25 protein-coding genes, 2 tRNA genes and 3 pseudogenes are annotated in these 26570 nt (G+C 63.0%); 17 read left to right on the top strand and 13 right to left on the bottom strand.

Going from position 1 to position 26570, the window contains the following annotated elements:
- Window positions 1–31 precede the first annotated feature (31 nt).
- The 3 genes and pseudogenes from glp (at window position 32) to QNO18_RS11170 (ending at window position 3226) form a co-directional block, all read left to right on the top strand.
- Window positions 32–1195, top strand: a complete 1164-nt coding sequence (gene glp / locus QNO18_RS11180) for a gephyrin-like molybdotransferase Glp (protein WP_283178786.1) — start codon at window positions 32–34, stop codon at window positions 1193–1195.
- A 171-nt stretch (window positions 1196–1366) separates the two neighbouring features.
- Window positions 1367–2098: a transcriptional repressor LexA gene (gene lexA, locus QNO18_RS11175; RefSeq protein WP_283177724.1), complete on the top strand. Its 732-nt coding sequence runs from the start codon at window positions 1367–1369 to the stop codon at window positions 2096–2098.
- A gap of 342 nt (window positions 2099–2440) precedes the next feature.
- A pseudogene (locus QNO18_RS11170) lies at window positions 2441–3226 on the top strand (IS5 family transposase).
- On the opposite strand, the gene QNO18_RS11165 reads toward QNO18_RS11170, so the two are convergent.
- From QNO18_RS11165 to QNO18_RS11150, 4 genes and pseudogenes are all read right to left on the bottom strand, one after another.
- Window positions 3195–4196 carry a site-specific integrase gene (locus QNO18_RS11165; RefSeq protein ID WP_283177723.1) on the bottom strand — a complete coding sequence of 334 codons (1002 nt, stop codon included), beginning with the start codon at window positions 4194–4196 and terminating at the stop codon, window positions 3195–3197. The pseudogene QNO18_RS11170 and the gene QNO18_RS11165 sit on opposite strands and share 32 nt — an antisense overlap.
- Before the next feature lie 145 nt (window positions 4197–4341).
- A tRNA-Leu gene (locus QNO18_RS11160) sits at window positions 4342–4425 on the bottom strand.
- A 409-nt stretch (window positions 4426–4834) separates the two neighbouring features.
- On the bottom strand, window positions 4835–5581 hold the full coding sequence (locus QNO18_RS11155; protein ID WP_283177722.1) for an RlmE family RNA methyltransferase: 747 nt from the start codon (window positions 5579–5581) through the stop codon (window positions 4835–4837).
- A 26-nt stretch (window positions 5582–5607) separates the two neighbouring features.
- A pseudogene (locus tag QNO18_RS11150) lies at window positions 5608–6740 on the bottom strand (Ppx/GppA phosphatase family protein).
- 249 nt (window positions 6741–6989) lie between these two features.
- On the opposite strand from QNO18_RS11150, the gene QNO18_RS11145 reads away from it, so the two are divergent.
- From QNO18_RS11145 to QNO18_RS11135, 3 genes are read left to right on the top strand one after another with little or no spacing between them, the layout of a single operon-like run.
- Window positions 6990–7304, top strand: a complete 315-nt coding sequence (locus QNO18_RS11145; protein WP_092897005.1) for a virulence factor — start codon at window positions 6990–6992, stop codon at window positions 7302–7304.
- Between the two features lie 34 nt (window positions 7305–7338).
- On the top strand, window positions 7339–8253 hold the full coding sequence (locus tag QNO18_RS11140) for a methylenetetrahydrofolate reductase (RefSeq protein WP_283177721.1): 915 nt from the start codon (window positions 7339–7341) through the stop codon (window positions 8251–8253).
- 25 nt (window positions 8254–8278) lie between these two features.
- The gene (locus QNO18_RS11135; protein WP_092896998.1) at window positions 8279–9262 is read left to right on the top strand and encodes a methyltetrahydrofolate cobalamin methyltransferase; all 984 of its coding nucleotides are present in this window, start codon (window positions 8279–8281) and stop codon (window positions 9260–9262) included.
- A gap of 12 nt (window positions 9263–9274) precedes the next feature.
- Here QNO18_RS11135 and QNO18_RS11130 read toward each other — a convergent pair whose 3' ends face one another.
- Window positions 9275–10027, bottom strand: coding sequence for an ornithine-acyl-ACP acyltransferase (locus QNO18_RS11130; protein WP_283177720.1), 753 nt, complete (start codon window positions 10025–10027; stop codon window positions 9275–9277).
- A 56-nt stretch (window positions 10028–10083) separates the two neighbouring features.
- Here QNO18_RS11130 and msrB point away from each other — a divergent pair, with 56 nt between their 5' ends.
- Window positions 10084–10482 (top strand): peptide-methionine (R)-S-oxide reductase MsrB, encoded by a 399-nt coding sequence (msrB, locus tag QNO18_RS11125; RefSeq protein ID WP_283177719.1) that lies wholly within the window; start codon window positions 10084–10086, stop codon window positions 10480–10482.
- Window positions 10483–10540: 58 nt separating this feature from the next.
- Here the strand turns inward: msrB and bamE are convergent, their stop codons facing one another.
- Window positions 10541–10981, bottom strand: coding sequence for an outer membrane protein assembly factor BamE (gene bamE, locus QNO18_RS11120; protein WP_283177718.1), 441 nt, complete (start codon window positions 10979–10981; stop codon window positions 10541–10543).
- Window positions 10982–11270: 289 nt separating this feature from the next.
- Between bamE and QNO18_RS11115 the strand changes: the two genes are divergently transcribed.
- The 10 genes and pseudogenes from QNO18_RS11115 (at window position 11271) to QNO18_RS11070 (ending at window position 20783) form a co-directional block, all read left to right on the top strand.
- Entirely contained in the window at window positions 11271–11789 is a 519-nt protein-coding gene (locus QNO18_RS11115; protein ID WP_283177717.1) for a DUF177 domain-containing protein, read from the top strand.
- A 369-nt stretch (window positions 11790–12158) separates the two neighbouring features.
- Window positions 12159–12365 (top strand): 50S ribosomal protein L32, encoded by a 207-nt coding sequence (rpmF, locus tag QNO18_RS11110; protein WP_092896987.1) that lies wholly within the window; start codon window positions 12159–12161, stop codon window positions 12363–12365.
- Between the two features lie 27 nt (window positions 12366–12392).
- Entirely contained in the window at window positions 12393–13559 is a 1167-nt protein-coding gene (gene plsX, locus QNO18_RS11105; protein ID WP_283177716.1) for a phosphate acyltransferase PlsX, read from the top strand.
- The gene (locus tag QNO18_RS11100) at window positions 13556–14527 is read left to right on the top strand and encodes a beta-ketoacyl-ACP synthase III (protein ID WP_198838791.1); all 972 of its coding nucleotides are present in this window, start codon (window positions 13556–13558) and stop codon (window positions 14525–14527) included. The genes plsX and QNO18_RS11100 overlap by 4 nt, the downstream gene beginning before the upstream one ends.
- A 119-nt stretch (window positions 14528–14646) precedes the next feature.
- Window positions 14647–14949, top strand: a complete 303-nt coding sequence (gene ihfA, locus QNO18_RS11095; protein WP_092896980.1) for an integration host factor subunit alpha — start codon at window positions 14647–14649, stop codon at window positions 14947–14949.
- A 137-nt stretch (window positions 14950–15086) separates the two neighbouring features.
- Window positions 15087–16205 (top strand): MerR family transcriptional regulator, encoded by a 1119-nt coding sequence (locus tag QNO18_RS11090; protein ID WP_283177715.1) that lies wholly within the window; start codon window positions 15087–15089, stop codon window positions 16203–16205.
- Window positions 16206–16318: 113 nt separating this feature from the next.
- Window positions 16319–16397 (top strand) — tRNA-Pro (locus QNO18_RS11085).
- Between the two features lie 115 nt (window positions 16398–16512).
- A complete protein-coding gene (locus tag QNO18_RS11080) occupies window positions 16513–17589 on the top strand; it encodes a 2'-deoxycytidine 5'-triphosphate deaminase (RefSeq protein WP_283177714.1) in 1077 nt (358 codons plus the stop codon).
- Between the two features lie 62 nt (window positions 17590–17651).
- On the top strand, window positions 17652–19208 hold the full coding sequence (gene guaA / locus QNO18_RS11075; protein ID WP_283177713.1) for a glutamine-hydrolyzing GMP synthase: 1557 nt from the start codon (window positions 17652–17654) through the stop codon (window positions 19206–19208).
- Between the two features lie 318 nt (window positions 19209–19526).
- Window positions 19527–20783 (top strand): annotated as a pseudogene (locus QNO18_RS11070) (tyrosine-type recombinase/integrase).
- On the opposite strand, the gene QNO18_RS11065 reads toward QNO18_RS11070, so the two are convergent.
- The 7 genes from QNO18_RS11065 to QNO18_RS11035 all read right to left on the bottom strand — a co-directional run bounded on the left by QNO18_RS11065 (window position 20773) and on the right by QNO18_RS11035 (window position 26430).
- Window positions 20773–21045 (bottom strand): AlpA family phage regulatory protein, encoded by a 273-nt coding sequence (locus tag QNO18_RS11065; protein ID WP_283177712.1) that lies wholly within the window; start codon window positions 21043–21045, stop codon window positions 20773–20775. The pseudogene QNO18_RS11070 and the gene QNO18_RS11065 overlap by 11 nt on opposite strands.
- 264 nt (window positions 21046–21309) lie before the next feature.
- A complete protein-coding gene (locus QNO18_RS11060; protein ID WP_283177711.1) occupies window positions 21310–21525 on the bottom strand; it encodes a DUF2274 domain-containing protein in 216 nt (71 codons plus the stop codon).
- A gap of 2 nt (window positions 21526–21527) precedes the next feature.
- Complete coding sequence (locus tag QNO18_RS11055) at window positions 21528–22610, bottom strand: TrbI/VirB10 family protein (protein WP_283177710.1); 1083 nt, start codon at window positions 22608–22610, stop codon at window positions 21528–21530.
- 131 nt (window positions 22611–22741) lie between these two features.
- The gene (locus QNO18_RS11050; RefSeq protein WP_283177709.1) at window positions 22742–23917 is read right to left on the bottom strand and encodes a hypothetical protein; all 1176 of its coding nucleotides are present in this window, start codon (window positions 23915–23917) and stop codon (window positions 22742–22744) included.
- Between the two features lie 166 nt (window positions 23918–24083).
- On the bottom strand, window positions 24084–24650 hold the full coding sequence (locus QNO18_RS11045; protein ID WP_283177708.1) for a hypothetical protein: 567 nt from the start codon (window positions 24648–24650) through the stop codon (window positions 24084–24086).
- A complete protein-coding gene (locus QNO18_RS11040) occupies window positions 24647–25411 on the bottom strand; it encodes a hypothetical protein (protein ID WP_283177707.1) in 765 nt (254 codons plus the stop codon). Before QNO18_RS11040 ends, QNO18_RS11045 begins: the two co-directional genes overlap by 4 nt.
- Window positions 25405–26430, bottom strand: a complete 1026-nt coding sequence (locus tag QNO18_RS11035; protein WP_283177706.1) for a hypothetical protein — start codon at window positions 26428–26430, stop codon at window positions 25405–25407. Before QNO18_RS11035 ends, QNO18_RS11040 begins: the two co-directional genes overlap by 7 nt.
- Window positions 26431–26570 lie beyond the last annotated feature (140 nt).

The raw sequence follows: 26570 nt of genomic DNA, 5'->3' as shown, positions 1-26570 counted from the left end.
TACGGGCCCCGGCCCGAAAAACCCCGGCCCCCTGATCCCGGTTGATGAGGCTATGGCGCGGCTCTTTGCCCTTGCGCCAGAACTGGAGACCGAAGAGGTGCCGCTCCGCGACGCCGCCGGCCGCTGGCTTGCCGCCCCGGTGATCGCAAGTCGCGACCAGCCACCCTTTGATGCTTCGGCAATGGATGGTTATGCGCTGGCCGGAACGCCCGCCCCCGGCGAGAGCTTTCGCGTGATCGGTGAAGCAGGCGCAGGTCATGCCTTTACCGACGTGATCGGCGAGGGCCAGGCGGTGCGGATCTTCACCGGCGCCCCGGTCCCGGACGGCGCCTCGCGCGTGGTGATCCAGGAAAATACACGCCGCGAAGGCGACCGCATCACCATCACCGACCGCGATTCAGGCGCCAATATCCGCCCGCGCGGTCAGGATTTCCGCATCGGATCCGAGATCGGCCCGCGCCGGCTGCGCGCCGCCGACCTGGCACTGATCGCCTCGATGAATGTCGCCAGCGTCTCGCTGCGACGCCGCCCGGTCGTCGCGGTGATCTCGACCGGAGACGAGCTGGTCATGCCCGGAGACACCCCCCGCCCCGATCAGATCATCGCCTCAAATTCATTTGCGATCAAAGCGATAGCCGAAGAGGAAGGCGCAGTTGCCCGTTTCCTTCCCATCGCACGCGACACCGAAGCCGATCTGAGCGCGGTCTTCACCCTCGCGCAGGATGCAGATGTGATCGTGACTTCGGGCGGTGCGTCAGTGGGTGATCACGACCTGGTGGCCCCGGTGGCCAAAAGCCTCGGGATGGAGGCGGGGTTCTGGAAGATCGCGCTGCGTCCCGGCAAACCGCTGATGGCGGGGCGGCTGTTCGGCGCGGCGATGCTGGGGCTGCCGGGCAACCCGGTCTCGGCGCTGATCTGCGCCGAACTGTTCCTCCGCCCACTTTTGCGCCATATGCAGGGCGACCCCGCGCCGGGACCGCATTTCCTGACGGCCGAACTCGCTCAGGACCTGCCCGCCAATGGCCCGCGCGCGCATTACATGCGCGCCCGTGTCGAGGACGGCAGGATCACCGCCTTTGACCGCCAGGACAGCGCGCTGCTGACCGTGCTGAGCGCCTCGAACGCGCTTTTACTGCGCCCGGTCGGCGACGGCGCGCGTCATGCAGGCGACCCCGTCCGCTATATCCCGATCTGAGCGGCTGCGATAAAGCCGTCACAATCCACGATTGCGGTACCGGCTCAAACCGGCACGGGGCTTGACACAAACAGAGAACATCGTCAGAACATTACATCAACGCCTCGTGATATGTGTCGTGACATACGTCGCAGTCATTCAGGGCAACCCGGATCTCTGGCGGAGAAAGATATGCTGACGCGCAAACAGCTCGAGCTTCTGAATTTCATCCGGGACCGGCTGGACCGCGATGGCGTCCCGCCCTCCTTTGACGAGATGAAGGAGGCGCTGGATCTGCGGTCGAAATCGGGGATCCACCGGCTGATCACGGCGCTTGAGGAACGCGGCTTCATCCGCCGGCTCGCGCATCGCGCACGTGCCCTGGAGATCATCCGCCTCCCCGAAGCGCTTGAGAAACGTTCTGCCGCATCCGCGCCTGCAGGGGATGTCACCGCCACAGCGCCTGGCTTCTCGCCCCGCGTGATCGACGGCGACCGCGTCGCCCAGCCCGCAAATGCGCTGCCGGTTTCAGCGGTTCATGCGCTGGAACTGCCGGTCATGGGCCGGATCGCTGCCGGTGTGCCGATCGAGGCTATTGCCGAGGTCTCGCATCACATCGCGGTTCCGGGGTCGATGCTTTCGGGGCGCGGCAATCACTATGCGCTTGAAGTCAAAGGCGATTCCATGGTCGAGGCCGGGATCAACGATGGCGATATCGTGGTGATCCGCGAACAGGGAACCGCCGATAATGGCGATATCGTGGTGGCATTGGTCGAGGACCAGGAAGCGACCCTGAAACGCTATCGCCGCCGCGGCAATATGATCGCGCTGGAGGCTGCCAATCCAGCCTATGAAACCCGGGTTATCCCGGATCACCTGGTCCGGGTTCAGGGGCGGCTGGTCGGGCTGATCCGCAGCTACTGAGAGCTGCCTCCGCGATGCGATTCCTTTTCCCGAATTGGATGTCTTGAGCATCGGAGTAAGGCGCAGAATTTCATGTTGAGCCAGGCATCGGGTGAAATGCGCCGGGGTACTCTCGGCTGCAGTGATCCCTGCCGGAAGCCGGACAATCATGAAAGTTCCGGCCTGGCGTTTTCGTTGAGATCCGGCGGACGAGCGGATCACGTCTGCGAAACGGCAAGTCTCACATGGTGAACTCGCAGATCTCTGTCGCGCAGAAAACCACCCGCGCTGTCGTAGGCTGTGTTAACAAAAAGGATTTCCCTGCGCGGTCGGCTGTGTTTCAAGATCATCTCTACGTGGGAGATGAGCCTGGCACGCAACCTGATGTGCGATGACGAATGGGCATTCTTTGAGGGCTTCATCCGAGCCGTCCGGCATCCGAACGGGCGCAAGCCTGGGGACCATCGACTTGTTCTGGATGGCATTTTCTGGGTCGCGCGGACCGGTGCGCCCTGGCGGGACCTGCCAGAGGAGTTTGGCAAGTGGTCATCTGTCTGCCGGCAGTTCCGGCGCTGGACGCTCGCCGGGCTGTGGGAGGACATCCTGGATGCGCTGAACCACGCTGGGATCGCGCCCGACAAGCTCCAGATGATCGACAGCACCGTGATCAGGGCCCACCACAATGCGGCCGGCGCAAAAGGGGCACTGCTGACAAGAGGCTCCTGGCCGTTCAAGAGGTGGGTTCTCGACCAGGATCCATCGTCCTTCGTCAACGGTGCTGGCCTCCCGATGAGGACCTAGATCACGCCCGGGCAGGATTAAGACTACACGGGCTATGATCGGGTGATGGCCGCCAACCTGCCGCAGCCAGCCGTCCTGGTCGCAGACAGGGGCCACGCCTCTGGTAAAATTCGGGAAGATATCGAGAGCCGCAACGCCCTGCCAATGATCCCGATGCGAAAGAACCGAAAAGTGCGCAAGGCCGTCGACATGGCCATCTACACACTGCGCAATATGGTCGAACGGTGTTTCAACAAACTCAAGAACAGTCGCCGCCTGGCAACCCGCTACGACAAAACCGCAGACAGTTTCCTCGGCTTCATCGACATCGCCTGCATCAGGCTCTGGCTTCGCCATTTGTCAACATGACCTGGTCAAGGCGCTTTGCCAACTCCTCCGCCGTTTCTTTGTAATACACTTGGAGCATGCGGAGGTCTTTGTGCCCAACCATTCGGGCCAGCGCCAGGACATCAAGCTTTTTCGAAAGCGCGGTAATTGCGGCATGCCGACTGTCGTGAAATTTCAGCCCCACATCCTGCGACTTGTCGCGGACTTTTCGCCATAAAGCATCAATTTGCGCACTGGTCAGATTGAATACCTGATCTGTCTTTGGCAACGCCTGCAACAGCCGCACCGCCTCAGAAAAGAGCGGCACCTCACGCGATCGACCGTTTTTCGTCCGATCAAGCCTTGCGACGCGCCGTTGCAGATCAACCCTATCCCAGGTCAAGCCCACAATCTCGCCCGCGCGCATCGCAGTCTGGATCGCGAACCTGAATGCATGAAAAGCTCGGGCGGTCGCAGTGGAGAGATCATCACCGGCCGCATAAGCCATCCGTTCCATATCGTCCGGTAATGGCAAGCGGTTCCGAGGCTCAGGCTTCTTGGGCTTGCGGACATCCGAGAGCGGGTTGACAGTTAACATACTCCATTCTTTTCGCGCACAATTCAGGACGGCAGACATCAGCTGCATCTCGCGGCTGACCGTGGCTGGCTGCACCTCGGACAACCTCTTGTCCCGCCATTTAGCAAAGACCTCTGGGGTGAGGTCTGCCATGTTATATGACGAGATCGGATCGCTCCGAAAATTTCTGATCTTAAGAATCTCCCAACGCTCGCCGCGCCTGGATGGCGACACTTCATTCGCATAGCGCTTGAGAACATCGCCGAAGGTCCCATGATCGACCGGCGCCTCTGCGGACTCGGTGATCCTGAACTCTTGCCGCGCAGCCCATTCTTTCGCAGCCTGCTTCGTCGGAAATGACTTAGATGATCGCCTGCCTTTGCAAGAGACCTCTGCCCTGATGGCGCCTGACGGAAGCTTGCGGAATGTTGCCATGAGCACCTTCTACGCGCGTGCGTAATTTGTGCGTATCATGAAGGACAAATCTTGCTGGAATGGCAACCCAAGGGGAGAAATTCCTCACCTTATCGGTACAAATTTCCCTTATTTTACTGGGTTCCCGGAAGCGCCGGGAAATTAGTGGTACGGATGGTCGGACTCGAACCGACACTCCTTGCGGAAACAGAGTTTGAGTCTGTCGCGTCTACCATTCCGCCACACCCGCAACGCACGGCACCCGCATGGCAGCGGCAGGATCAGGATCCGGCCGGAGGGAACCGTTTCGCGGTCTGTGCTCCGGGCCGTTACACCCGGGGCGCTTCGCCCGCTGCCGCGCTTATGGCGTCAATGCGGGGCGGGCGTCAAGGGTCCTGGAGGCGCAACCCTGGGATCCGGGCTATGTTCGTCCCTCAGGCATGGATGAAAAGCGACGGGGCGGCGTTCGGCGGGCCGCAGCTTTACCGGAGCGGCCGGACCAAAGGGGGCATCACGCGCAGTAATCAGCCGCGAGAGCCGGGGGCAGGTTCCGGCAGTCGGCCCCTGCCCCGCGCGCGCGCTGACTGTCACCTGCCCTCACGGTCGCAGCAGTTCCGGCCCGGTTTCTGGTCCTCGCTCTTGCACGCCGACCGGACAGGTCATTCCTCGCCCGGGCTCTGCTCGCGGTTACGGCCGCGAAAGCCCATGGCGATCACGAATTTTTCCGAGGAATCCTTGCGGCTTGAAGGCGGTTTCACATTGGCGACTTTGGTGAAGTTGCGCTTCAGCTCGGCCTGCATCTGATTCTCGGCGCCGCCGGCCAGCACTTTGGCAACGAATGTGCCGCCATCATCCAGCACGTCATAGGCGAAGGCCAGCGCCGCCTCGATCAGCGCAATGATCCGCAGGTGGTCGGTGCCCTTATGGCCCGAGGCCGCCGCCGCCATATCCGACATCACCACATCGGCGCGCCCGCCCAGCCAGGCCTTGACCTTGTCATCGGCGCCGTCCTCAAGAAAATCGAGCTGGTGGATTTCGGCCCCCGGGATCGGCTCCACCTCCTGAAGATCGACCCCCAGCACATAGCCCTGCGGTTTTTTCAGGTTCTCGCCCAGCGAATTGACGCGCGGCACTGCGACCTGGCACCAGCCGCCCGGTGCACAGCCAAGGTCAACCACCCGCGCACCCGGCTTCAGAAACCCGTAGCGGTCATCAAGCTCCATGATTTTATAGGCCGCCCGCCCGCGAAAGCCGTCGCGTTTGGCGCGGACGACATAGGGGTCGTTCAGCTGCCGCTCCAGCCAGAGCGTTGACGAAAGCTTGCGCCCCTTGGCGGTCTTGACCTTGACGCGCAGATCGCGCGCACCACGGCCCGACGTGTTCTTGCCCTCTGGCGGTTTCGACATCCTGTGGCCCTTCTCTTACGGCGCCGTCACGGCGCCTCGTCCAGTACGCCATCGGCGCTCATCTGGGCATATAGCAGGCCCTCGCGCAGACCGCGATCCGCAACCGACAGCCGTTCAGTGGGCCAGATCCGCATCAGAGCCTGCAAAATCGCCGCCCCCGACATGATCAGCGTATGACGGTCACGCCCGATCCGCGGGTCAGAGCGGCGCCCCTCGGGGCCAAGCGCCAGATAGTCGCGGATCACGCCATCGATCTGGGTCGAGGTCATCTCGAGCCCGTCAACCTTGGCGCGGTCATAGCGTTTAAGCCCCAGCCAGGAGGCCGCAACCGTGGTTACGGTGCCCGAGGTGCCGATGATCTGAAAACCGTCGCGTTTTGACTGCGCGTGATAGGGGCTGAAAGAGGCGAGGTTTTCCTCGAAAAACCAGGACATCAGCGCGAAACGCGCGGCGTCATCCTCGACATCCTGGAATTGTTCTTTCAGCGTCGCCACACCAAGCTTGACCGAAATCCAGTCCACCACCCGCGCCTGGGGCAGATCGGAGGTCTGGTTGAACCCGGTCCTGAGCCGCATGATCGATTTGGCGCGGTCCTCGGGCGGAACTGCGGAGAGGTCGATCCAGACGAGTTCCGTCGATCCGCCGCCGATATCGACCACCAGCAGCTGTTCGGTCTTTGCACTGACCAAGGGCGCGCAGGAGACGACGGCCAGCCGCGCCTCTTCCTCGGCCGAGATGATCTCGAGGCTCATGCCGGTTTCGCGTCGCACCTGACGGATGAACTCGCGGGCATTCCTCGCCCGCCTGCAGGCTTCGGTCGCGACCAGACGCATTCTGGTCACGCCATGCTTTTCGATCTTTTTCTGACAGATGCGCAGCGCCTGGATGGTGCGCGCCATCGAGGTCCGGCTGAGCCGCCCCGATGCTTCCAGCCCCGCGCCAAGCTGCACGGTTTTGGAAAAACTGTCCGTCACCGCAAACTGCGCGCCCGATGGCTGGGCGATCAGCATGCGGCACGAATTCGTGCCAAGATCCAGCGCAGCATAAAGCGCTGACCCCCGGCCTTCGCGGGTGACGAAACACCCGGGAGGGAGCCGGATTGCTCTGGCTCGACCCTGACTGGTGCCGCGTCCGCCCCTTGGGGACGCTCGGGCGTCATACCGCCCTCCATATGTGGTTGAGACGAATGTAATAGCGCGGCCCTGGTATGACAAGGTTTCATCACGGGGCGCGGCATGGCAGGGTGGCGGCCAGGAGGGCGTGGCGCCGGCGGCGCGCAGAGATCGGCGCGCCGGACAGGCCTGTGCCCGCTGTCGCTGCAAGTCGTCGCCATGTCGAAAACCGACCATGGTGGCTGGTTTGCGACGTCTACACAAAGACGGAGAGGCTTGAGGGGGGAATCGCAGCAATGCCGGAAATCACCATCGTTCGCTGGCGAGACATTCCCGCCCAGGTCATCGTCGGCAAGGGCAGGCGCGGATCAAAAGTGCAGCTGCCCGAGCGGTTTGAACAGGCAATCGACCGCTGCGCGATGAAGATCGGCGCGCGGGACTCTGACGCCTATCTCGCAGAGTGGCGCAAGGCCGTCGAAGGCGAGGCCGAAGGCGATCCCGATGACATCGCCCGCGATGCCGCCGCCCGCCTTGAGGCCGAATACGACACCGACCGGATCAAAGCGCTGATTGCCAATGATGGCTGGGCCACGCCCCCCACCGCGGGCTGAGCTCTGAATGCAACTGACGTTAAAGGAGCGACTGATGGCCCTGTTTTCCTTCCGCAAACCCGCCGCTCCCGCGACATCCGGCGGTGCTCTGGAAAGCTTTCTGAAAGGCTATTCCATCGAGGTCATGCCGCGCACCGCCGAGAAGATCCCGGATTTCCGCGCGCTGCTCCCCGAGGGCACCCGGGTCTATATCGCCCATATCGAGGGCACGCCGATCGAAGAAATGGTCGCCACCGCAAAACGGATCGGCGAGGAAGGCTATACGGTGATGCCGCATTTCCCGGCCCGCATCATCAAGGATAAGGCGGTGCTGGTCGACTGGATCTCGCGCTACAAAGATGTCGGCGTGCGCCAGGGGCTGATGCTCGCGGGCGGGGTCGCAAAACCCTATGGCGATTTCCACTCCTCGATGCAGTTGCTGGAATCAGGCGCCTTTGACGGGTTCGAGCGTCTCCACGTCGCGGGCCATCCGGAGGGCAATAAGGATATCGACGCCGATGGCTCGGATCGTGCGGTGATGGAGGCGGCGCGCTGGAAATCGGCCTTTGCCGAGCGGACGGATGCGAAAATGGCGATGGCGACACAGTTCTGTTTCGACGCGGAACCGGTGATTGCCTGGGTCAACCGGCTGCAGCAGGAGGGCGTGTCCCTGCCCGTCCATATCGGCATCGCAGGGCCGGCAAAGCTGCAGACCCTGATCAAATTCGCCATTGCCTGCGGTGTTGGCCCGTCTTTGAAAGTGCTGCAAAAACGCGCGCTGGATGTGACCAAGCTGCTGCTGCCCTATGAGCCGACCGATGTGCTTGCCGCGCTTGCCGCCCATAAGGCCGCCAATCCCGGTTTCGCGATCGAGCAGGTGCATTTCTTCCCGCTCGGCGGCATCAAGACCAATGCGGAATGGGTCACCGCCAATGGCGGCCTCGCCGGAAAACCCGCACGCGCTGCCTGAACATACTTAATCAACAGGATCAGGAATGACCCGTACCGTCATTGAATCTAAAACGAAAACCGTGATCATCGGTTTCGACGAGCCCTTTTGTGTCATCGGCGAGCGGATCAACCCGACGGGGCGTAAAAAGCTCGCAGCCGAGCTTGAGGCGGGGAATTTCGACACCGTCATCCGGGATGCTCTGGAACAGGTCGCCTGTGGCGCAACCGTGCTCGATATCAATTCGGGCGCTGTCTTCACCAATATGATGGCGAAAGACCCGCGCTACGCCGACAATAACTTTGTCGAGCCGCCGCTGATGAAACAGCTGATCGAGATCGTGCAGCAGACCGTCGACGTGCCTTTGTGCATCGACAGCTCGGTCCCGGGCGCGCTTGAGGCCGGGCTTATGGCCTGCGAGGGCCGCCCGCTCCTGAACTCGGTCACCGGGGAAGAGGAACGGCTGGAACTCGTGCTGCCGCTGGTCAAGAAATACAATGTGCCGGTGGTGGCGATTTCGAATGACGATACCGGCATCTCGCCCGATCCCGATGTGCGCTTTGCCGTCGCGAAGAAGATCGTGGAACGTGCCGCCGATTTCGGCATTCCGGCGCATGATATCGTGGTTGACCCGCTGGTGATGCCGGTTGGCGCCATGGGCTCTGCCGGGCAGCAGGTCTTCACGCTGGTGCGCCGGTTGCGCGACGAGCTGGGCGTCAACACCACCTGCGGCGCCTCGAATATCTCCTTCGGCCTGCCCCATCGCCATGGCATCAACGGCGCCTTCCTGCCGATGGCGATCTGCGCCGGCATGACCAGTGCGATCATGAACCCGGTCCGCCAGCAGGAGATGGAGGCAATCCGCGCTGCCAATTTCCTGATGAACCATGATGCGAATGGCGGCGAATGGATCCGCTTCTCGAAGGTGATCGAGGCGGTTGAGGGCGGCCAGACCTTTTCGGAGGCCTCGGCTGCGGCTGCGACAAGTGCGGCCGGTGGCCGTCGTGGCGGGCGCCGCGCGCGCGGCTGACCCTTCGGCTCGTCAGTCCATAGCCAGGGCGCGCAGGGACTCTCTGCGCGCCTTTGGTATTTTGTCGGTCTCGACGCAGGTGAAGACATGCAGCGTGTCGAGCTGGCGGTCCACCACCGCATGATCCGACACATGGCCGCCAAGCGAGAGATAAAAGCGCAGCAAGGGCGGCGTCCCCGCCAGCGCAGCCTTCTGGTCGCTGACCACACCGGCCAGGGCCGGATACGCCACCCGCTCTGGCGCGCGCGGCCCCGGGCGCAGGACGCCTGGCGAAACAGGCTGCGCGGCCAGCAGCGCCAGCGCCTCGCGGTGATGCTGCCAGTCTGCGCCCGGAAACGAGGCGCAGCCGAAGAGCCCCCGCACCCCCGCCTCCAGCGCGATCCGCGCCAGTGCCGCCCAGCACAGCCGCAGCGCCTCCCAGCCGGCACCTGGGGCTGCGGCAAAACGGCCCGGCTCCAGCCAGAGCCCCCCTTCCGCTGCCAGGGGCGCAAGATCATAGAACCGCGCCGAATAGCTGCCCGCCAGCGACAGTGCGGGCACCAGCCCCACCCGCACTGTCGCAAGAAGCCGCCCGTCCCTGCCCTCGATCATCAGCTGCCCCGCGACCGCATCCAGAGGATCGGCGCCATCCGAAGGCCAGGCCTGGTGCCTCAGCGCCATCACCGCGTCGGTATCACCGGCACCGTCTGCCAGCCGCGCCCGCATCCCGCCGCGCGCGATACCGGCCATTTGTGGCGCAATGATCGTAGCCCCGCCCCTCGACATTCCCATCCCACGCCCTAGATTCGTGCTCAGACACCCATCATCTCAGGGAGAGCGATATGAGCAAGATCGTCAAATCAGATCAGGACTGGCGCGCACAGCTCTCGGATCTCGCATATGAGGTCACCCGCCGCCATGCAACAGAGCGCGCCTTTACCCATGACGAGACACCGGAAGGCGACGGCGTCTATACTTGCATCTGTTGCGGCGCGCCGCTGTTCACCTCAGAGGAGCGCTACGAGTCGGGCTGCGGCTGGCCCGCCTTTACCGCACCGGTTGCCGATGAAAGCATCGAGGGCTCGCGCGACACCACACATGGCATGGTCCGTACCGAGGTCCATTGCGCGCGTTGCGATGCGCATCTGGGGCATGTCTTCCCCGATGGCCCGCCAGACAGGGGGGGATTGCGCTATTGCATCAATGGTGTGGCGCTGGAATTCGACCGCCAGGACGATTGACAGACAAAAGAAAAACGGCGCCGGGAAGACCGGCGCCGTTTTTCTTTAATGCATCAGATCAGTTCCGGACGAGGTCGCCGGCCTGAATACGGCCCACATTGCCCAGAAGCTGGCCGATCAGGCTTACGCCCTTGATATTCGTTTCCGTCACACGGCGCGACAGCTCGATCACGCGGCCATCTTCAAGCCCGTAGCGGCCGATATTCTGCACCGTTCCGTTTTCCGAGAAATTGATCGCGACGACCTGGCGTTCGATCTCTGTCGGCTCTTTCGGGCCGTAATGTTCGAACCGGCTCTGCACATAGAACCAGCCTAGGTCATTCAGCAGACCCTGGGCCGAGGGGCGGCCGATTTTTGTCGCCACCGTGTCGCGGGTATCGACGCCGACCTCGACCTTTGCCAGTTCGGTATCATCGGGAACATAGCCGTGATTGCGATAGACTTTCGCACAGGCCGCGACCATGAGCAGAAGCCCCAGGGCCGCCATACGCAGCGCCATTCCAGTCCTGCCTGCCATTCCTGCCCCGTTGCTCTGCCCGAATTCTCTGCGATAAGGTCGATAACCGCCCGTCCCGGCCGGCAATACCCTCTTGCGCCCTGAGATAGCAGAAGGATCGCCCTTTGTTCAAGGCAGCACTCTCCGACCTCAGCGGGACCGGGCCCGGGACTGCCGGTTCGGGGTATCGGCCCGCGATCCGTGCCGCGACAAGGCCCGGAAAGATCTGATCCGAAGACCGCGCCCTGAGGAAGGGCATAAGACCGCAGCAAATTCAGGCAAAGTGACACTCATGGCAGCCAAGACCCCCAATCCGCCCGCCCCCGCAGCCGCCGAAGGCCGCGACAGCGCCGCGCCGATTCTGCGCGCGGCCACGCTTTCGCATCGCAAGCCCACGCGCTTTCGCTGGCGCCCGGACGCGGCGGGGCGGGCCGAACTCGCCCGGAGCCTCGATCTGCCACGAATCGACCGCTTTACCTTTGTCGGCGAGATCCTGCCGGAAGGCCGCGCTGATTTCCGTCTGGTCGCCAGGATGCAGGCCGATGTGACCCAGTCCTGTGTCGTCACCCTCGCCCCCGTCCCCGCCCGGATCGACGAAGAGGTCAGGCGCAGCTTCCTCTCGGACTGGACGCCGCCTGAGGCCGAGGAATTCGAGATCCCCGAAGGCGACAGCGAAGAGCCGCTTCCCGAAATGCTCGACATTGCCGATGTCGCCCGTGAGGCGCTGGCGCTGGCGCTGCCGCCCTGGCCGCGCGCCGAAGGCGCAGAGCTCGGCGAGACGGTCATTGCCCCCCCGGAGAGACGCCGCTGACGCAGGAGGCGCTGAAACCTTTTGCCGGGCTTGCGGGTCTCCTGAAAAAAGGCGACAAGCCCGATGGTGCACCGGAATCGTGATCGCAGGTCGATACAGACCATCGTGACCGGCTCCAGGGCGCACATATCGGGCTAAGGTCAGGATCGCAGCGGAATAGGGGTTGAACCTCCGCCGAAAGCGAGTATTTTCCGCGCCTCATTCAAGCTGTGAAACAGCAATGGTTTTCTATTGTCCAAATGGTCCTTGTGACCCTGAGGGCATGGTCCGGCCAGCGTTGTATCACAAGGAAAAGCAGGCCCGCTGGCAACAGAAGGCCCTATAGAAATCAGGGGCTTGTCCCCGCTAGCCAAGCCCCGAGGTTGTGACATGGCCGTCCCTCAGAACCGAGTTACCAAATCCCGCCGCAATATGCGCCGCGCTCATGATGCGCTGGTTGCCGCGAATCCGAACGAGTGCAACAACTGCGGCGAACTGAAGCGCCCGCACCATGTCTGCCCGTCCTGCGGCCACTACGATTCGAAAGAAGTCGTGGCTGTGGCGCGCGAAGTCGATATCGACGAAGACGCAGCATAAGCCTGCCCAGGGCAGCGGCACCCCAGCATGAAGAGCGTGAAAGACACCTCGCCTGCCGGCACTGCTGCCCGCGTCATCATATCTGCGGATGCTATGGGCGGTGACCAGGGCCCGGCGGTTTTTGTCGCCGGCCTTGCTGATTCCATCGCCCGGCATCCAGACCTCTTCGTCATCCTTCATGGCGACGAGGCGCAGCTCTCTGCCCTGGTTGCAAAGACCCCGGTCCTCGCAGGCCGGGTCGAACTGCGTCACGCGACCGAAGTCGTGACGATGGAGGACAAGCCCGCCCAGGTGATGCGCCATGGCCAGAACACCTCGATGTGGGCGGCGATCGACTGTGTCAGAAATGGCGAGGCGGGCGCTGCGGTCTCATGCGGCAATACCGGCGCGCTGATGGCGGTGTCGATGATCCGGCTGCGCAAGCTGCCGGGGATCAACCGCCCGGCGATTGCCTGCCTCTGGCCCTCGCGCAATCCCGGCGGCTTTAATGTGATGCTGGATGTCGGCGCCGATGTGAAGGCAGAGCCCTCGGATCTGTTGCAATATGCGGTGATGGGGTCGGCCTATGCCTCGCTCGGCCTGTCGATCCAGCGCCCGCGGGTCGGTTTGCTGAATGTCGGCACCGAGGACCACAAGGGCCGGGCCGAGCTGAAAGAAGCCAATGAGATCCTTGCCGCCCATGCGGCTTCGGGCGGCTTTACCCATGTCGGCTTTGTCGAAGGCAATGAGATCCCCGGCGCCCGCGCTGACGTGATCGTGACCGATGGCTTTACCGGCAATGTCGCACTGAAAACCGGCGAAGGCACCGCGAAACTGGTGGTCGAACGCCTGCGCGAAGCCTTTACCGCCGGGTTCTTTGCCAAAATCGCGGCACTGCTGGCGATGCGCTCGCTTAAACGGTTTCAGAAGAATATCGACCCGCGCCGCGTCAATGGCGGAGTCTTCCTCGGGCTGAAAGGCACCGTGGTCAAATCGCATGGCGGATCCGATGCGACCGGCATTTCGGCAGCCATCGGGCTGGCGCGGCGTCTCGCGCTCAGCGGGCTGACCGAACGGATCGCGGCCCGGCTTGCATCTATCGAAACGGCGCGTCAGGATGGCGCGTCTGAGGAAACGGGGCCAGAGGGGTCCATGGAGGGACCTGCCGGTACAACCGGAACCGGTCCCGCGAAAGAGGGCGGTTCATCCGTATGACTTTGCGTGCAGTCGTCAGGGGCGTGGGGCATTACCTGCCCGAGCGGGTAGTTCCGAATTCCGAATTCGAAAAACTGGTCGAGACCTCTGACGAATGGATTCGCTCGCGCTCGGGGATCGAGCGCCGCCATTTCGCGGCCGAAGGTCAGATGACCTCGGATCTGGCCTGCAAGGCGGCCGAGGCCGCTTTGGCCCAGGCCGGACTGACCGCCGATGATATTGACGCAATTATCGTCGCCACCTCGACTCCTGACCTGACCTTCCCCTCGGTTGCGACCATGGTGCAGGGCCGGCTCGGCATGACAAAGGGATTCGCCTTTGACGTGCAGGCGGTCTGCGCCGGTTTCGTCTTCGCGCTCTCGAATGCCAATGCACTGATCGTGTCGGGCCAGGCGAAACGCGCGCTGGTGATCGGGGCCGAGACCTTCTCGCGGTTGATGGACTGGACTGATCGCGGCACCTGCGTCCTGTTCGGCGACGGTGCCGGCGCGCTGGTGCTGGAGGCGGTCGAAGGCCAGGGTGACAACGCAGATCGCGGCATCCTCGCCACCGATCTGAATTCAGACGGGCGCTTCCGCGATCTGCTTTACGTCGATGGCGGCACCTCGACCGGCACCACCGGGCATCTGCGGATGGAAGGCAAGGAAGTCTTCCGCCATGCTGTCGAGAAACTGGCCGAGACCGCGCATGCCTCGCTCGACAAGCTGGGGCTGACGGGCGACGATGTCGACTGGATCGTGCCGCATCAGGCCAATATCCGCATCATCGAATCGACCGCGAAACGGATGAAGGTTCCGATGGAGCGGGTGGTCGTCACCGTGCAGGATCACGGCAATACTTCGGCCGCATCGATTCCCCTCGCCATGTCGGTCGGCCATGCACGTGGCCAGATCAAACAGGGTGACCTGCTGGTCGCCGAGGCAATCGGTGGCGGTCTCGCCTGGGGTTCGGTCGTTCTGCGCTGGTAATTCCAGCCGGTTTTCGCCGGAAACGCGGCCTGAAGCCTGCGGCACAAGTCTTTGATATTGACAAAGCAATTCCGGACTCGCCATCCTTGCGAGGTCAATCCCGGGGGGGACCTTGAGACATGAGTGAGAAAACGCTTACGCGGATGGATCTGACCGAAGCGGTGTTCCGCGAAGTCGGGCTGAGCCGCAATGAATCTGCCGACCTGGTTGAAACCGTGCTGCAGCATGTCTCCGACGCGCTGGTTGCCGGCGAGACCGTCAAGATTTCGTCTTTCGGCACCTTCTCGGTGCGGGCGAAAACGGCGCGGGTCGGGCGTAACCCGAAGACCGGCGACGAGGTTCCGATCTCGCCCCGCCGGGTGCTGACCTTCCGTCCCTCGCATCTGATGAAAGACCGCGTGGCGGCTGGATCCGGCAGCTGAAGCCCCGCTGGCCGGTGCTGCACTGTGACCCGCAGCCCGGCTGACGCCCGCCGCAGTCCCGGTCGACAAAGGCAGAGAATATGCAAAGCGGCCGGAGCGGTTCAGACGCTGCGGCCATGATGAGGCAGGAGCGTCCGATGGACAAATCTCCCGACGCCTTCCGGACCATCTCGGAAGTCGCCGAGGTGCTGGAGACCCCGGCCCATGTGCTGCGCTTCTGGGAAACGCGGTTCCCGCAGATTCGCCCGGTGAAACGGGCGGGCGGGCGGCGCTATTACCGCCCTTCGGATCTGGCGCTTCTGGCCGGGATCCGGCGGCTTTTGCATGAAGAAGGCATGACGATCCGGGGCGTGCAGAAGATCCTGCGCGAACAGGGTGTGCGCCATGTCGCCGGTCTGACCGATGACACCAGCGCCGAGGAAGAGGCGCTGATCTCTGCGATGTCGGTCAAAACCACGCGGCGCGGCGCCGAGGTGACCAGGCTGACCCCGCGCGAGGCCAATGAGGCCAGTATCGAAGCGCTTGAGAGCGAAGTGCATGACGCACAGGCGCGCAATGACAGGCCTGATTCTGACGCAGGTGATCTTTCCGCAGGCGAGATCACCGGAACCGTCATTGCCTTCCCCGGCGAGCCGTCCCGGGAATCTGCCCCGGAAACCATGCCGCAAGCCACAGAACCGCCCGAGAAAGAGCCTCCCTTGTCTGCCTTCGATCCGCGTCAGTCGATGTTCCCGGGCTTTGAACCGGCCCATGATCCGGGCGAAACCCTGGTGATGACCGCTGCGGAAGAGGCAGAAGAGGAAGAGGAAGAGGCGCAGGATCACAATTCCGATCGTCTGTCTGCGCAGCCCGGAGATCATTTTCCTGCCGTGGCCGGTGCGGATGCGGATCTGGCCGATCATGAAGAGGCGCCTTTCGCCTTTGATATCGGCCCTGAAGATGACCTCGCCGCAGAAACGGCAAGCATCACTGCCTTCCCGCTTCCCGAGACGGACCGCGTGACCGTTGCCGAGACGGATCCTGTGGCAGAACAGAGCGCGGATGCAGCGTATGACACGGATGCCCCCGGCGCAGCCGGGCCAGAGCCTGCGGCAGCCAGCGAAGCCCCCGCCTTCCGTCCGCAGACACTCGCCGCAAGGCTTCGGGCGCTGCCGCCGGGCAGCTTTTCTCCGCGCAATGATTCCCTTCGCGCCCTTTCACGGCGGATCGCTGCACTCCGCCAGAGGCTTTCCGAAGCGCAAAAGCACAGCGGCTGAACCCTGCCCTGCACGGGATCTAAACCCGCGAAAGAGCCGGGATGAAAATCGACGAGGACGGCGCTGCTTTGTGCTTGAACCTGCGTGGGAAATCGTTATTCAGGCGCCAGTGTCGGGCCGTAGCGCAGCCTGGTTTAGCGCGTCCGTCTGGGGGGCGGGAGGTCGTGAGTTCGAATCTCACCGGCCCGACCATCGAAAAACCGCCCGCCTGCTTTCGCAGCGCGGGCGGTTTTCATTTGCGGCATCCCGGAGCGAGAGTTTCGGATAAAAACCGGACGGCAACGGATCGGACGAAAGGAAGCACAGCATGGCAAAGAGCGGCGTCCTGCCCGATCACGCAATTCGCAGCCTGATAGAATCGCGCGCCATCCTGGCAACCAGCCCGATCCTTGATGCCCAGGTGCAACCCGCGAGCCTTGACCTGCGCCTCGGGCGGTATGCCTGGCGGGTGCGGGCCTCGTTCCTCGCCGGCCGCGACCGCCGCGTCAGTGCGCGGCTTGAAGAATTTGCAATGCATCGCATCGACCTCAGCGAAGGCGCGGTGCTGGAGAAGGGCTGCGTCTATCTGATCGAACTGGCCGAGAGCCTCGCTTTGCCCAAAGGCATCACCGCGGTCGCCAATGCCAAAAGCTCGACCGGGCGGCTGGATCTGCTGACCCGCACCATCACCGATGGCGGCACCGAATTTGACCGGATCCCCGAAGCTTACCGCGGCCCGCTTTATGCCGAGGTCTGCCCGCGCTCTTTCTCGGTCCTGGTGCGCGAGGGCCAGCGCCTGAACCAGATCCGCTTTCGTGCCGGCGAAGCCCGCCTCTCGGATGCCGATCTTGCGAAGCTGCACCAGGAGGTGCCGCTGGTCGATGGCACCCCGGTGATTTCCGAAGGCCTCGGCTTTTCCGTCGATCTGCGCCCGACCGAAGGCACCCTGGCCGGCTACCGTGCCAAACCCCATACCGGGGTGATCGACCTTGACCGCATCGCCCATTACCCGGCACGCGATTTCTGGGAAGAGGTCCATAGCGAAGACGGCAGTATTATCCTCGACCCCGGCGCGTTTTATATCCTCGTCTCGCGCGAGGCCGTGACGATCCCGCCCGATCATGCCGCCGAAATGGCGCCCTACCTGGCGATGGTGGGCGAGTTCCGCGTGCATTATGCGGGCTTTTTCGACCCCGGTTTCGGCCATGACGCCGCCGGGGGCCAGGGCTCGCGTGGCGTGCTGGAGGTGCGCTGCCACGAGGCCCCCTTTGTTCTGGAACATGGCCAGGTGGTGGGGCGTCTGGTCTATGAGCGGATGTCGTCGCCGCCCGGCCGGATCTACGGCGCCGATCTGAAATCGAACTACCAGGGCCAGGGCCTGAAACTGGCGAAACAGTTCCGGTAGCAAGACCACCCTGCCCCCATTCCCCGCTTGCGATTCTCCAGCCCCGGACCTATGGCAAAACCATGACCCAGCCCCAACGCCTCCTCATCATTGATTTCGGTTCGCAAGTCACCCAGCTGATCGCGCGGCGCCTGCGCGAGCTGAATGTCTATTGCGAAATCCACCCCTATCAGCGCGTCTCAGACGCTTTTCTGGCAGAATTCGCGCCCCAGGCCGTGATCCTGTCGGGCGGGCCGGATTCGGTCACCCGTGAGGGCAGCCCCCGCGCGCCGGAAAGCCTGTGGACCGCCGGCGTGCCGGTTCTTGGCATCTGCTACGGCCAGCAGACCATGATGCAGCAGCTGGGCGGGCTGGTTGAATCGGGTCATGGCACCGCCGAATTCGGCCGTGCCTTTGTGACCCGCAAAGGCGCCGATCTCGAGATCCTCGACGGCTGGTTCCAGGCCGGTGACGAACAGGTCTGGATGAGCCATGGCGACCATGTGTCAAAGATCGCTCCGGGCTTTGAGGTCTATGGCACCTCGCCCAATGCGCCTTTTGCGATCACCGCCGATCCGTCGCGCCAATTCTATGCCGTGCAGTTCCATCCCGAGGTGCATCACACCCCCAAGGGTGCAAAGCTTTACGAGAATTTCGTGCGGCTTGCGGGCTTCACCGGCGACTGGACCATGGCCGGCTACCGCGAGGAAGCCATCGCGAAGATCCGCGAACAGGTCGGCGACAAACAGGTCATCTGCGGGTTGTCGGGCGGCGTTGACAGCTCTGTCGCCGCCATCCTGATCCATGAGGCGATCGGTGACCAGCTGACCTGCGTCTTTGTTGATCACGGGCTTCTCAGGAAGAACGAGGCGGCGGAAGTCGTCAAAATGTTCCGCGACAATTACAAGATCAAACTGATCGCGGCCGATGAATCGGATCTCTTCCTCGGTGCCCTCGAAGGCGTCTCGGACCCGGAAGTCAAACGCAAGACCATCGGCAAGCTCTTCATCGACGTGTTCCAGAAATACGCGAACCAGATCGAGGGTGCCGAATTCCTCGCCCAGGGCACGCTTTACCCCGATGTGATTGAATCTGTCTCCTTCAGCGGCGGGCCTTCGGTCACGATCAAATCGCACCATAATGTCGGTGGCCTGCCGGAAAAGATGGGCCTGAAACTGGTGGAGCCGCTGCGCGAGCTCTTCAAGGACGAGGTCCGTGCCCTTGGCCGCGAGCTTGGCCTGCCAGCGTCTTTCATCGGGCGTCACCCCTTCCCCGGGCCGGGCCTCGCGATCCGCTGCCCCGGCGAGATCACCCGTGAGAAACTCGCCATCCTGCGCGAGGCAGATGCGGTCTATATCGACCAGATCCGCAAACACGGCCTCTATGACGAGATCTGGCAGGCTTTCGCGGCGATCCTGCCGATGAAAACCGTCGGCGTGATGGGCGACGGGCGCACCTATGATTTCGCGGTCTCGATCCGCGCGGTGACCTCTGTCGATGGCATGACAGCCGACACATACCCCTTCACCCATGAATTCCTCGGCGAAACCATGACGCGGATCATCAATGAGGTGAAAGGCGTGAACCGGGTGTTCTACGACCTGACCTCTAAACCGCCGGGCACCATCGAGCTGGAATAATTCGGACCTACCCAAACGCCGCCGATTGCCGCCGACACCTCTCCATAACACACTGAAAATAAATAATTTTCCTCCCGGCACCTTTCGCCATCAATCGCCGAGAAAGCCTCGCGATCGACGGCGGAGCTGACGATATGGGGCATCTTGTGACATCGCGGAATTGCATATACCGTCATGGCCTAGAGAGCTTGTGACGGTATTTTTTTGACCTTATTCCATTGAGAATAAAGGAAAATTCGCCGTCAGGATTGGTCCATTTTGGCCTGACGGTATTTTTAGGGGCTCTCTGACGTTTCTTGAACGAAATCGGAGGGTCCGATGCTTACTGATGCCGCGATCAAGTCGCTGAAACCAAAGGACAAATTATACAAGGTCTCTGACCGTGACGGTATGTATGTCGTGGTGAACCCGTCGGGTGCCGTGGTATTCCGCTATGACTACCGTATGCACGGTCGACGCGAGACCTAGACCCTCGGCCGATACGGGCCGGCGGGCCTTTCTCTGGCCCGTGCGCGGGAGAAGTTGATCGACGCGCAGCGCTCGATTCAGGAAGGGCGGTCGCCCGCCCAGGAGAAGCAGCGCGAGAAGCGCCGCATTAAGGAAGCGAAGAGCTTCGGCGAGTTCGGCGAACGCTGGCTCCAAGAGCACCGTATGGCGGAGAGCACCCGCGCAATGCGGCGCTCGATCTACGAGCGCGACATCCTGCCGACGTTCCGCAACCGGCTGCTGACGGAAATCACGCCCGAGGATCTCCGGGCGATGTGCGATAAGGTGAAAAAGCGGGGAGCGCCGGCCACGGCCGTCCATGTCCGTGACATCGTGAAGCTGGTGTTCGCATTCGCCAAGTTGCACGGCGAGAAGGTGTCGAACCCCGCCGAAGAGGTCGGGCCTGCCTCGATCGCGACGTTCGTTCCGAAGGACCGTTCGCTCTCGCCCGCCGAAATCCGGGTCATGCTCGGCCAGCTTGAGCATGTGGCGACGCTGCCGACGATCCGGCTCGGCCTGAAGCTGATCCTGCTCACCATGGTCCGCAAGAGCGAGCTGCAGGACGCGGTGTGGGATGAGGTCGACTTCGAGAATGCCGTGTGGTCGATCCCGAAGGAGCGCATGAAGCGCTCCAAGCCGCACAACGTCTATCTGTGCGAACAGTCGCTCGACATCCTCGTCGCGCTCAAGACCTGCGCCGGCAATTCGCGCTACCTGCTGCCATCGCGCTACGACGCGGATGCGCCTATGTCGCGTGCGACCTTCAACCGCGTCACCACGGCGGTCGTCGTGCAGGCCAAGAAGGCGGGATTGCCGCTGGAGCCGTTCACTGTGCATGATCTTCGCCGCACGGGCTCGACGCTGCTCAACGAGCTGGGCTTCAACAGCGACTGGATTGAGAAGTGTCTGGCGCACGAGGACGGGCGTTCTTCGCGCGGCGTCTATAACAAGGCCGAGTATGAGCACCAACGCCGCCACATGATGCAGGAATGGGGGAATCTGATCGACGCATGGGTCGGCGGTCAGAAATATACCCCGACGCTCTATCCGGCCTCCATGGATCTTCTGGCCCCAGAACCTAGCCTTTGACCGGACGGGCTTTCCTGAGCGTGACGTCGGGTGACGGCGCACGCTTGGCGGTTTTCGCCTTGGAGGCTCGGCGCCGTTCTTCGAGCCAAGCCTCCACTTCGCCGAGATCCCACACCACGGTCCGAGAGGTCAGGTAGAAGCGCTGAGGAAACTCGCCGCGCTGCTCCATGTCGTAGATGGTGGTGTCGGCCAGGGGGACAATCTCGCGAAGCTGATGCCTGCGGATGGTGCGCTTGCTGAGAGGGGACGGCGATTGGCTCATGATTGACCCCCGCCGCCTGCGATCTCGACATTCAATGTGTTCATGCCAAACCTCGTTTCTTAACGCGGCCAGATCAGCGACTTGGCTGTATTACCGGCATCTGGCGAACCATGGCGAAAGATCGGGGGCCGGTAGCGTGCCGCATTCGCGCTAGCTCGCGCGCGGCACCCCGGCAAAGCTGACTCCACGCTTGAGATGCGGTGATTAGACCGACTGCGGATTGGCTTGGAAGGCATCGTCGATACCTTCTGCCGATCGGCGCGGTCAGGCCGTCGTGCGCCGGGCCTTGGCGAAGCCGCGGTCGGTGCTGATGAAGCGTTCGAGCATCGGCACGATCAGCTTGGCAGGCTCGATCGGCGTAGCGCCCGCCGCGAGCAGGCGGCCGTAGTCTATGAGGTCGCGATGGAGCTGCGCCGGCAGTTCCACCGTGATCTTGACGGGCTTGTCGTCCGCGATGGGGCCGAGTTTCAGCTTGGTCATGGTCAGCTCCTGTAGGGTTCGAGCACCAAATCCTTGGTGACGATGACGCGCACCGGGAAACCCGGCCGGATGGTCAGTGTCGGGGCAACCTGTAACTGGCGCTGGACGATCTGTTGACCGGCCTGATTGACCGGGTCCTGAGCACCGTCGCGGATGGCGCGGATCAGGCGATCATTGTCGTCGGTGGCGAGTTCCGCGCCGACGCCGAGCAAGGTCGACAGCGCGGCGGCCTTGGCGAGATCCCACCAGTGGTAATCAACGCCATCCTCCAGACCGGCATAGCCCTGCGTATCGGCGCCCGGCTGGCGCTCGAGAACGATCGAGCGTCCGTTCGGCATGATGAGCCGGCTCCAGCCGAGCAGCACGCGGCGCTGGCCGAACTGCACGTTGTTGTCATACTGGCCGATGATCCGCGTCCCCTGCGGCACGAGCAGAATGCTGCCCGTCGGGCTATCATAGATGTTCTCCGTGACCTGCGCGGTGATCTGGCCGGGAAGATCGGAGCGAATGCCCGTGATGAGCGCCGCCGAGATGACTGCGCCTGCCTGAAGCACGAAAGGCGAAGCTGGCGGCGTCACGCGATCCGGCGTGACCGTGCGCCGGTCGGCCGCGACGTTGAGGAAGGCAAGCTGCCGGTCCTGCGCGGTCGGTTGCCCTGTGGCGGCGCTGGCGGGATCGAAGCCTGTAAGGCCGGGCATGGCGCCCGGTGTAGCCGCAGTCGATCCCTGCCTCGATTGGAAGAACACGGTGCTGAGGCGTGCGGCTTCCTCCTCTGCGCGGCGGCGCTGCTCGGCCTCGTCGACGCCGGGTGTCGGCACCACGGGCGAGACGACCGGCTGGCCGGCATTCTGCGCGGACAGGATCGGTGAGCGCAGCGTGTCGAACAACAGCGCGAGAACGCCGAAGGCGGCGACGGCGGCGACGAAGCCGACAAGGCCCGCCCCGATGAAGCCCGCGCCGGTATGATAGGCGAACTGCGCGGCGGTGACGCCGAGCATGAACGGCAAGGCATAGACGGCGAGCGTATAGGCCAGGACGCAAAGCCCGGCGATCAGCACGACGCTCATCAGCATCACGGCAACCATGGTTCTCCTCCTTCACGGTGATGGCGACCATGGCGACGGTCGAGGTGATCGGGCCGCGCGACTGCGCGGCCCGCGATTTTTTCGGACGCGAGGAAAGCCGGGGCCGCTTGCGCGCCCCCGGCCTGCCTTCCTCATTCCGCTGCGATAGCGAAATGGTCATCATGGGCTTCCTGCGAGGGGGCGGGCTCGACGGTATCGAGGGCGAAGCTCTCGGCCTGCTGGTCGAGCCATGCGGGGCGCGCGGTGCGCAGCACGGGCGGGAGCCAGCCGGTTCCGGCCAGAAGCTGCGCGGCAGCGGTAGCCATCTCCACCTTCTTCTTGTCCGCGATCCGCTCCGCTGCCTCGTCGCCAAGGGCATCGCGCACGGCGGCGAGGATGTGGGCTATGGTGACACGCCCGAGATAGCTGCGCGCGGTCGCGGTCCAGTGCGCCGCCATGTCGAGCGCCACCGCCGTCGCCAGCTTATCCGCCGTCTCATGGGCGCGGCGCTTGCTGCTCTCCCAAGGCAGCTTCACCGCATTGACGGTCAGCGAGGCGCAATGCGCGAGCAAGGCCATGAGGCTCGCATGGTCCAGACCGGCAACGAAGTCCCAGAGGTCCGCCATGTCGCGCGGCATGTCCGCCGCCCATCCGGCATGGCGATCTGCCAGCATCTTCGCCGCCGCCGTGTCCTCGATGCCGTCGGCGTGGGCGGCGAGGTAATTGCTGGTCGGGCTGATTTCGAGGCAATGGGCCGTGCTGCCGCCCCGATAGTAGGTCTGCGCGGCGAGCGCATGGACCACGGCGATCAACGCCATGTCTGGTTGCTCGCCAAGGGCGAGACGCAGGCCAAGGGTGCGATGCGCGGTCAGGTCGCGAATGAGCGAGTCGGGCAGCGGCTTGCCCGCATCCCCGGCGTCCTCTTCCGGCTCCTGCTCGGTTTCGGGAAGGTCGTCGCCTTCGCCGTCCTCGCTGTCGAGGATTTCGCCGTCACCGTTGACGCGCACGCCGTCGATGACGGTTTCGCCGCCCTTGGTTTCCTCCGGTTCCGGCTCCGGGGCCTCGTCCTCGGCGCGGATGAAACCGCGCTCGATCCGAACATCGCCATTATGGGCGACGACGACGAACACGCCGCCGCGCGCGATGTCATCGGGATCGAAGGCGTGGCGCTTGGCGTCGATCCGCTCAATCTCGCCTTCAAGCTCCGCAAGGCGCGCATCCACCTCGTCCGGAAGGTCGGTGTCGGCGTCCTCCCACTCCGCGTTCAGGCGCTCAAGCTCGTCCTGCGCGGCGTCGTAGGCCGTGGCGTCTTCCTCGGAAAGCTCCACCGGATGCGGATATCCGAGCCGATGTCCGGCAGAGGTTCCGCGGCGAAAAGATCGTCGGATGCAGCCAATGCCGCCGCTCGCGCAGTTGCAAGACGCCCATGAGCCTCACGGAGCGCGGTCCGGTTCTGCTCAGAGGCGGCGGCGGTCAACTTGCCGATCTGTTCGATCACTGCATTGATGCGGGTTTCCTGAGTCTGGAGTTGACGGACGGTCCGGGCGGGATCGCCAGCGAGATCGGTAATGAGGGTTTGAAGCCGCGCGTCTTCGCTGTTCCGCCTGGGTCGTGGCAACCCTTGGCCTCTGCGATCGTAAGCGAAGTCAGATCGGATTTGCATGCGATCCAGTCGGGGAGGTCGCCTCGTGCGAGGCGCACGATCTTGGCGCGTTTACGACGTTCGAGATCGACCACTCGATTACCGAGATGCGCGAAGATGGACAGGTCGAAGTAGCGTTCGAGATAGGCCCGAGCGACGAACCTGCCGAACAGACCCGACAACGCGACCTTTACTTCACGAGCTTGCCCAAGCGGCTGTTTGAAGATGAAAGGCGTGCCTATGCCGGTCGGCGACAGCAGCGCATCGAGGATCGACCAGGCGCCGTAAGCGGCGCCCGGCGTTTGAAGCACCTCGCGAATGCCGGCGTCCTCGATCTCCGAGACGTCCAACGCAATGGTCGCGCCGGGGGCTGGGTCCAGCGATGACGGAGTAAAGCTGTAGATGAAGGTTCGGCTCATGCATCGGCCAGCTTGTAAGCTGACCTGAGAAGGGCAATCGCCTCATCGCGGGTAAACGGCACGTTGAGCGCTTTTGGATCGAGAGTGTCGTCAGCCGCTGCCAGATCAAGGAAGCGTCGCATGTCGTCGAGAATTTGATCGGGCAAGGTGATCGAGGCATCGCCGGGCAGAAGCTGGGTCAGGCGAAGCACATCATTGCGGTGCTTCTTGATGTTTTTGCTGTCGATCTTTTCCCCGGCTTCGGCCCGTGCGGACAGATCCAGGAATGCCCGCGCTTTGAAAGGGATGAGAAGTGTTTCATCGATGACGGTTACGCCCTCGATCTTCCGCTTCGCGGACTGCAACGCTTCATAATATCCGTCGTCGAGCAGAATGGCTGAGAGGCTGACGATGTCTTCCTCAACCGGGATGGGTGTGAGTTCCGCATTTTCCGGAAGGTCGAGGGTGCCCGGCTTGCGGGAAAACAGCTCGATCATGAAGGGGACGCTCTGGTCCGACGGCTTGTGGAAGCGGTAGAATTCCTTTTCGCCGGTGCTGCGTTCGCGTGCCTGATAGCCGCCGGCATCCAGAAACGCTTTGAAAGCGGTGCCGAAGGCGGCATCGACCACCTCAACGCAGAGCACCATATCAATGTCCTTGGTGGCCCTGAAATCGAGACCGGCTTCATCGAACAGGAGGTCGCATGCCGCGCCGCCGATGATGGCGTAGTGGTCCTCATGGCCAGCGAAGTATTTCTGAAATTTATCGATGCCAGCTACCAAGGCAGGTTCTCCAAAAGCCGTTCCGCGGCCATGGCGACGCGCTCGTCGCGATGATCCCGGAATTGTGCGTACAGGGACAGGACGTCCACGGTGTCGGTGTCGGACAAGGCGGCCGGATCGTAGGACCATGTCTCGATGATGTAGTTGGCGTCGTCACGGTCGGTTTCGGCGAGGTCCGCAGTTTGCGAAATCGCTTTCCAGTCGCTGGCGGCGACGGCGAACGTGTCGATACGGGGGCCAGCCAGTTCCGTTAGGCGGGAAAGTGCCGTTTCCCCGGCCAGCTTCAGGTGCGCGCCGAAGGCGCTTCCGCGCACGAATTTCTGGGATCGAACCGGACTGCGGAGATGTGGCGTTGCATCCTCCAGGAGCTGCCGCCCTTCTGCCTTGAAATGAATCCGCCTCTCTTTTCCGTGCCGGACGGTTTCGGCGAGGCCGGTGGCAACCAGATCGTCGAACGCTCGGCCGATCGACATCGCCGAGTAATGCAGGCGGTCAGCCAGGAGGGATGGCGTTGTCATGCTCCGGTCGAGGTGCAGGATGTGATGGAAAAGGACGGTTTGGGCGGCAGGAGACAGGCCGTCCGCCTGTCGGTTGCGCGGTGCACGGAAATGCTCGCGCAGATCGATCGCCAGATCCGGTATATAGAGCTGGTTGCCGGGAACTATAAAAGGAACACCTTGACCGATGAGGCGCGACCGGTTGTGCGCACTGATGGTCATGGTGGCAAACGCCACCGTCGCATGGGCGGCATTGCGGACTATGTCGATATGCTTAGCGATGTCGGCGGGAGTGCCTGTGCCGTCGAGCTTGGCAACGATGACGCATTGGCGTCCAAGAATGCGAGCCTCGTAGAGCGCGTAGATGCGTCCGATAAATGCCGGCAAGCTGCGCGTGGCTTCGAATGGGCGGACATCAATGCGTTCATGAAGAAGCTCTCCCAGGTAGCGTTCTAGCGCATCAGGAAAGGGACCGTCCGAGCGTGAGAGGTCTTTTGATAACATGGTGGCGAACGCTAACATTGATAGTGTTAGTGTGCAATCCGAATGTTATTGATGGAGCGGCTACTGGGTCGGCGAGGCCCAGTGATGGTCGTAAGCGTGTACTGGCTCTGCGCTCACCCCGATGAAGGCGAAGTCTGGCTGGACTCACGATGGAATCT

The sequence above is a fragment of the Gemmobacter sp. 24YEA27 genome (assembly GCF_030052995.1).
GTDB lineage: Bacteria > Pseudomonadota > Alphaproteobacteria > Rhodobacterales > Rhodobacteraceae > Pseudogemmobacter.
Note: the sequence above shows the minus strand (reverse complement) of the source record. Positions and strands in the feature narration are given on the sequence as shown.